Here is a 7,364-nt window from a genome sequence, read left to right as displayed (position 1 = left end):
TGTCCGGCCCAGGGCCGGACAATCCCTTCCTGCTTATGCCCAAGGCATCTGGCAAAGTCATCCCTATGGGACTTTGTAGACATCAATGCCAGAATCCAGGTTTTACCTTGATTCCCCCCTGGGTTGGCGCACCCAGGATTAATTATATTTCGCTTTTCGCCAATTTCATGTCGGGACAGGCACTTCAGAGCTCTTTTTTCGCTGTCGAACTCACGTTATAAACAGAGATTCCTCTCATTCAAAGCTCAAAGGAATTGCCAAAGGAGATGATAAAAATGGTATCGCTTCCTGGAAAAGAATGTGGCGGGAGGGGCATCAACACTTTTTTTTATCCCTATTCCAACAGCTTCCGTAATAAGTACAAGATCTCCCCTACCACACACTTTCAATGTTTATATATTTGGCATTACTGTTTCTTTCGGAATAATAGCAATAATTGCTAAACATATTTGATTAGTAATCAGTATGCTATTCTTTTTACTTCATATAATAAGATTTTCTCTATATGGCCAGCCACACGGATTTCACTCCTGCCCGGATGATAAACTCTGCTCTTTTTGTGTGAAGGACAACCATTATCACTTATAGAAAATAACCCTCATTTTCGAATACTATTCACTTCTTTTCCACAGCAGCAGGTCGCGCTTATTCATTTCAACAGGATTCGGAGGTATAATCTCAGTACAAAATAGCTAAAATTTACCCCAATAACCGCTCATCAAACCCGAAAACTACTGATCTGACCATTCTGACTTTGCTAAATTCCTCATGCAATGGATTGATCAAATAATTGCTCTCTTCCGGAATCACCGCCGAGGGAATTTCCATACCAAGATTGGATTGGGTGTGTAAAAACCCATCACCTATAAACCGCGTCAAATCCATATCTTCTTTCCAACCCTCTTCCAAAGCAGTATGCTTAAACGGATAAACCAAGGTATCAGGCACTTCCATGACCAACAAATGATAGGAAGGCATATAATGAAGTATTTCCCTGTCAAGATTTACCACAATTTCCAATACAGATAAAGAGATATGGGATGCTGCATATAAAGCATAGACACCCGGGGAATTCCACCTACCTCCGTACAGGTAAGCACCTTTACCTGAAAAATCGTCTTTGTATTTGGACCTTACTAGTCTAAACACTTCCATTAAGCAGGAATTCCGTTTTGAATCCTGTGAAGTAAGTCTATACCTTCTACTATCCCCTGATGGGTAAACAAGCTATCAAATACTTTTTTCTCACCCAAAGAAAATGGAGTAGAATGCACCCATTTCTTGAATCCTTCTTTACCCATTAAATCATTACCTGAAGCAATAAAGTCATCCAGCAATAATATACGCTCTACATGCAATCCGTCAAAGGCTCTGTCTTCTTTGGCATACCGATGCAGGGTCCTTTCGCTGATGTACAAAAGCTGCGCCCACTCCCCTATCGTAAATGGCGACCGATCAGCAATAGACTTGAAAGAAGAATACGTAAACTCCTTTAAGTCATCAGCTTCTCCTCTCTTCCTATAAGACCTGGGCTCCGTATCGTATGGAACATAAACTTCCTGCACCCTGGAGCCGGATGCTGACTTCCGGGAATATTTTTTAAGATTCTTCTTCATGATATGCAATTTGTCACTAATATACATGAAATTTGTCGGAATGTCAAGTTATGTTTTAGTCTTAAAATATTTACTTAATTTCTTCTACACTTAATCAAGAGGTACGAAATACAATATTATTTATAGGTGAGAAATGCTGTGGCCTTACAATCTTTATCTGATGTAAACCTAATCCAATGTGCATTGAAACCCTCCGGGAAAGTCATTGAAAATTTTTCACCTTTCTTGAGTTGAACTTTATCAAAAATATGCCATCCTGAAAAATCTACATCCACCTCGATTGTAATTTCCACATCTTTATCTGCTCGTAATTCTAAAGACTTTTTATCGTACCCTCTCATCAAATACTTATCTGACGGTTGATCCGCCTTCACCATAGTATTTTTCCAGGGACCACCTTTGCCAACCGGTTTACCCAGTTTCCATATGTCATCAACATTTCCAAACCAAAGTCCGGTTTTATTGTCTCCAGATCTGAAAACATGACCGTCATTTTTTGATTCAGAATCAATACCTGATAGTACAAGCATTCCTCTCCAGGTACAATAATCCATAATTTTTTTATTGTGGGAAGTGACCGGTTTTATTGCATTTAGACCCGCAGCCCTGGGCATTTCATAAAAGGTACCATGAATATTCATCATGAAACGCTCTGATTCAATTTCACGAATACCACGTGGCCAGACCCCGTTAAATGATTGGCTGAATGCAGAATCTCCTTTTGGCAATCGGACCCTTGTACCTTCATACTCCATAATAACAGAAGCCTCATCTTCTTTAAATTCCTTATAAAACCTTCCTATTTCCTTTACTTCATGAGACCTGTCATCTTCAGGAACCAGGTAATCCAAGCCCTCATTTAATTCATAATAAGTCTCGTTATTCCCTTGAAAATCTACCATTTGGAGGTTTAAATTATGTCCCGCTACCATAATCATACCAAAATTAAGTTCCTCTGAAGAATTTATATCAGCCAGGCCATTAAATAGTTTTCCATCATAGGGTTCATATTTTTTTTGGCTAAAATGAAAAACAGCGGTTGCCCTGCAATCAGCATTTGCTAAAAGTCTCACCCATTGAGCCTGAAAATCTTCTGGAAAAATAAAATATTTATATCCCTTGCTTTCCACGTGGACATTCCTGTATTTTCTCCAATCTCCGTTACCAAATTGGTCATATTCAATGGTGAATGTGACTGGTGCAAAATTATCGTGAGCGAAATGAATCACCTTGCGATCATATCCATTAAATAAATATGGGTCAGAAGGAACTCCTTTTTTTGTTACATCTTTCACCCATGGTCCACCATATCCCTGAACAGGGCCCCATTCTTTAAGATCCGCCAACTGCCCAAACCAAAGATTGGACCAGGAACGCTTAACAAACTTATTTCCTAAAGAACCTCCACAGAATGTAGTTTCATCATTTCCAATAACCAATTGATCGTTCCATTCACAAAAGTCAGCAGTATACCTCAAATGCGTAGAAATCGGTTTTAGTCCAGACGAATTTCGCGGAGTAAATGATTTGGGGAAGTCGTAAAACATTCCAAACATATCCATAAGGTATTTTCCATCCGTTACTTCTCTAATTCTCGGCCATTCAGTATAATACCCTCCTTTATTTTCATAGGTGTTTGAAGATTTGGGTAATCGATATGTACTCCATGTACCCTGATCCAATACTTTAAGTATAACAGAACGTTTGTCCCAACCCATGCTCCAAATCGGGTCTGACACCCTTTCATTTCCATAAATACCCCCCGGACCTGTCACTTCGGTAAACTGCTTACGCTCAATAATGCGCCACGTTTCCCCATCCCATTCAGCTAAGCTTCCCATCTCGTCCTCCGTTTGAGCTGGTTTTCCTACCTGCAAATGTTCCGGCTTTTCATAGTTACCACTTTCACCATTGTTAGAAATAATATATCTCCCCTGACCTGTATATGCACCTTTCCCATGCCATCCCGGAACCGGTTTTTCAAAGAGTTTATTTACTTCAAGGTTATGAACATTCACTTCATACACTTTACCTTCCATATCCTGGAAATAAACTTTATTTTCAGGATCTGTCAGATGCCTCGCTGTCCCTGTATGCCTCCCAGACATCTCACTATAAGGGATTCCACGTACACTCCCTCCTTCAGACACAAAATAAGGTCCGATAATTAATTGGTTAGACTCCCTATGGATTAATCGATTAGCTGGGGTTCCTCCTATGCTTTTCGGATGCATATTTAAATTTAAATTACTGTCAATAGTCCAAAGCCTATCGGAACTCCCATCCGGGCAATGCGGAGAATACGTAACCATCCAAAGTTTGTCAGCCCATGGCACCATGGCTCCAATTCCACATTCCAACCCGTCATATCGCGGGCAAAGTTCTGATTTATCTCCGGGATTATAAACAGCTAAACTTGGATATACCCCGCTAATTTTCAACATTTCACCACGGTCTACATTCTGAGAAAATCCTAAATTCCCCAAAATAAGTATGGTCAATACTAATGATATTTTTATATTCATGCTTATTACTAATTTTAAAAAATTACAATTTGCCTTCCTTCTTTAAATCATCTTTTACTTTCTGATACAATCTCAATCTTTCGCCAGCATAGCGATATTTATTATTCTGGCGGACATCGATAAAGTGTTTTTGCACTGGTAGGGAATCCTCTTCAAATCCTTTATCTTCTATCTTTCCTATCCAATCTGTCAATATTGTTTGAAGCCTTTCCCTAATCACTTGAAATTCTTCTTCATAGGCGAGATTTACAGTCTCGTGGGGATCATTTTCAAGATCATATAATTCTTCCGCTGGAAGAGGATTTACTAAGCTCTTTTCGACCCCATTCAATTTATTAAAATGATCGAGAATGCTTACAGCATGATATCCAGGATATTTGGCCTTAGCATATTCCGTGGTGCATTCCAATATTGAACGGCCATTATTAAAATTTTTAATGTATTTATACTTTTTTGTTCGTACAGCGCGCGTTTTAAAATTCGTACCACTTATACGATCAATAGAACTAAATATATAATCTCTTTTAGCTTCAATTTGACTCCCCAGAAATACTTTACCTTGCATATAATCAGGCTTTTTCACTCCCGCCAAAGCAAGTGTAGTCGCAGAAATATCAATTGCGGAAAGCATTTGTTCACTCACCGAATGCTGTTTATACCCCTGGGTGAAGTTTATTTCTTCAGGAATATAAACACTAAAAGGAATTCGAACACCACTATCATAGGTCCAGTACTTCCCTTTTAAAAAAGGTCGGCCATGATCGGAAAAAAAGAAAATTATTGTGTTTTTCAGCAGTCCTTTCGCCTCAAACTCATCTAGTATCTCTTTTACTTCTCGATCCAGTAATTGAACATTTTCATAGTACGCTGCCCAATCTTCACGAATAGATTGGACATCAGGGTAATATGGAGGCAAAATCAAATCTCTATCGTCCAAAGGGAAGACAGAGTCATTGTCAAAATCCCTGTGTGTATAATGAGAATTCACCTTGGCAAAAAATGGTTTCTCACCGTTTAAATCATCAATATCTTTATATTGGAATGAACTCTTGTCATTACTAAACAAATAGTGATCTTTCCCCATTCCCAGAGTTTGATATCCATTTTCTTCAAGAATATCTTCTATGGTCCTTACGCCACCTGGTAAATCGGGTTTTAATTCTTCTGAATAACTCATATGCATAGCACCCAATGTTGTCTGATACATACCTGTCGCTATGGCAGTACGAGACGGAGCGCAAACACCGGCAGTGGTGAACATATTGGTAAAACGCATACCTGAATTTGCCAGTTGGTCAATATTAGGTGTTTTAACAATATTATTTCCATAGCACCCAAGGTCTTGAGACATATCTTCTGCTATAATCCATAGTATATTTGGTTGACTCACATTTTGAGAACTAACAGCACTGTATATTGTAATCATCGCTCCGATGATCAAAAGAAATCTAACCATTATCACATTTAATTTTGTATTAAAAGAAGGCCTGCTTGAAAAATTCACAGACCTTCAACATAAATAAGGATTATATCAATACCCGTTGTTTTGAACTAAGTTGTCATTAATTAGAATTTCACTGGATGGGATTGGCCAGATATATTGTCTTTGGGGAAAAGAACGGACGGCCAATTGTTTTATAAGTCCGGCTTCATATAAACTGTCCAAATTTGGAATTCCATTTTCATCAATTTCAGGTACTCCCGGCAAAAACCATTTCCCTTCGTTGATAACTTTTTCTTTAAGCTCTTCATAATCCAACAAACCATATATCCGTGTATTTAATACCTGGTCGGCAATTCCCCACCGCACGATATCCATATATCTCAATCCTTCATGGGCAAATTCCATTCTTCTTTCAATTCGCAGTAAAGTCCTAAGTTCTTCTGAATCTGTAGTGGTAACTTCCGGATATTGATTTGTCTGACTAATAGAAACCCCATAAGCTCTTGCGCGTATTTGGTTCATTGCATTTAAAACTGAAGCATCGATATCGCCCTGTTCAATTTTTGCTTCCGCATACATCAACAATACTTCAGCATAACGTACTATCACGAGATCATTATCTGTCAATAAATCACTCCAATTCTCATCAATACCTTTTTTCCAAACCAAACCGTTAAAAGAAGCAAATAAATTATCTGGTCTCCTCGAATCTCTATTAAATTCATACTGACCAGCGCCATAGTTATACACTTGGGTAGAATCGGGATGGGGTTCATACCTGTATCCCAAAAATTCTGATCCAGGCTCAGGCATTGTCTCCCCAAGCCGAGGATCCCTATTTTCGAAAGGATTTTGGGGATTGAATAAAGGAGATTCGTCTATAGGCAACCCATCGATACATAAGTATGAGCAAAATAAATCCCATGAAGGTTGATAAGAGGCAAACCCTCCAGCATTTCTAATTACATACCTCTTTACAATCCAGTCAGCATCCCAATAATAATTCAAATCCTCAGAATTAGGCAAACCAAATATTTGTTCATCGGTATTTTTAGTTTTTGCCAAGAACAATTCACCATAATCCGGATACAATTGATAAATACCAAGGTCTATACAATCTTTCGCGGCGTTACTTGCAATTTCCCAATCCTCCATATATAACGCAGTTCGGGCTTTCATGGCCAAAGCGGCTCCTTTTGTAATTCTACTAGTTTCAGAGCCTCCATAAGATAAGGGCAAATTTTCAATTGCAAAATCAAAGTCCTCATAAATATTTTGAAGAATGTTGTTTGCGCTAGATTTTCTCGTTCCAAATGCAGCCTCTATATCGAGGTCTTCAGTGAAATAGGGGACATCTCCCCAATGAGTAATCAAGTAAGAATATTGACAGGCCCTGATAAATCTTGCCTCCCCAAGAAAGTTATTAATTATTTCTTGAGGGATATCTCCTATTTTGTCCATATTATTAATTATGGAATTTGCTCTTGCTATTGCCTTGTAAGAATTGGCCCATCTGCTGGTAACTATAAAGTCTTCACCCGTTAACGTTCCCCCACTTATAGAAGTCACTGTTGATCTGCTCGTCCAATCATCAGTCCATTCATCAAAATCACGCGCCCAAAAAGATTTACGATAAAGATCATTGAGAGACATTCTCACTTGATTTTCACTCGTATACCAATTCTCACTAGATCCTTCTGACAATGGATTCAAATCCAAGTTAACACATGAAGTCAATAAAATAGCATTGATTATTATATAAAATATGATCGTTTTCAT

At 38.5% G+C, this 7,364-nt stretch carries 6 protein-coding genes; 1 reads left to right on the top strand and 5 read right to left on the bottom strand.

All coding sequences use genetic code 11. The features are described from left to right. The coding region (locus tag LVD47_RS03990) for a hypothetical protein (RefSeq protein ID WP_236974251.1) at positions 1–221 on the top strand (221 nt) is incomplete at its 5' end. Between the two features lie 478 nt (positions 222–699). Here LVD47_RS03990 and LVD47_RS03985 read toward each other — a convergent pair. The 5 genes from LVD47_RS03985 to LVD47_RS03965 form a co-directional block, all read right to left on the bottom strand. Continuing rightward, on the bottom strand, positions 700–1,155 hold the full coding sequence (locus tag LVD47_RS03985; protein ID WP_236974250.1) for an RES family NAD+ phosphorylase: 456 nt from the start codon (positions 1,153–1,155) through the stop codon (positions 700–702). Further along, the gene (locus tag LVD47_RS03980; protein WP_236974249.1) at positions 1,155–1,616 is read right to left on the bottom strand and encodes an antitoxin Xre-like helix-turn-helix domain-containing protein; all 462 of its coding nucleotides are present in this window, start codon (positions 1,614–1,616) and stop codon (positions 1,155–1,157) included. The genes LVD47_RS03985 and LVD47_RS03980 overlap by 1 nt, the downstream gene beginning before the upstream one ends. 116 nt (positions 1,617–1,732) lie before the next feature. Further along, on the bottom strand, positions 1,733–4,141 hold the full coding sequence (locus LVD47_RS03975; protein WP_236974248.1) for a hypothetical protein: 2,409 nt from the start codon (positions 4,139–4,141) through the stop codon (positions 1,733–1,735). A 22-nt stretch (positions 4,142–4,163) separates the two neighbouring features. Continuing rightward, positions 4,164–5,597 (bottom strand): sulfatase family protein, encoded by a 1,434-nt coding sequence (locus tag LVD47_RS03970; RefSeq protein WP_236974247.1) that lies wholly within the window; start codon positions 5,595–5,597, stop codon positions 4,164–4,166. A gap of 75 nt (positions 5,598–5,672) precedes the next feature. After that, on the bottom strand, positions 5,673–7,364 hold the full coding sequence (locus tag LVD47_RS03965; protein WP_236974246.1) for a RagB/SusD family nutrient uptake outer membrane protein: 1,692 nt from the start codon (positions 7,362–7,364) through the stop codon (positions 5,673–5,675).

Source organism: Membranihabitans maritimus, assembly GCF_021729145.1.
GTDB lineage: Bacteria > Bacteroidota > Bacteroidia > Chitinophagales > Saprospiraceae > Membranihabitans > Membranihabitans maritimus.
This window is presented reverse-complemented; position numbering and strand designations above follow the sequence as displayed.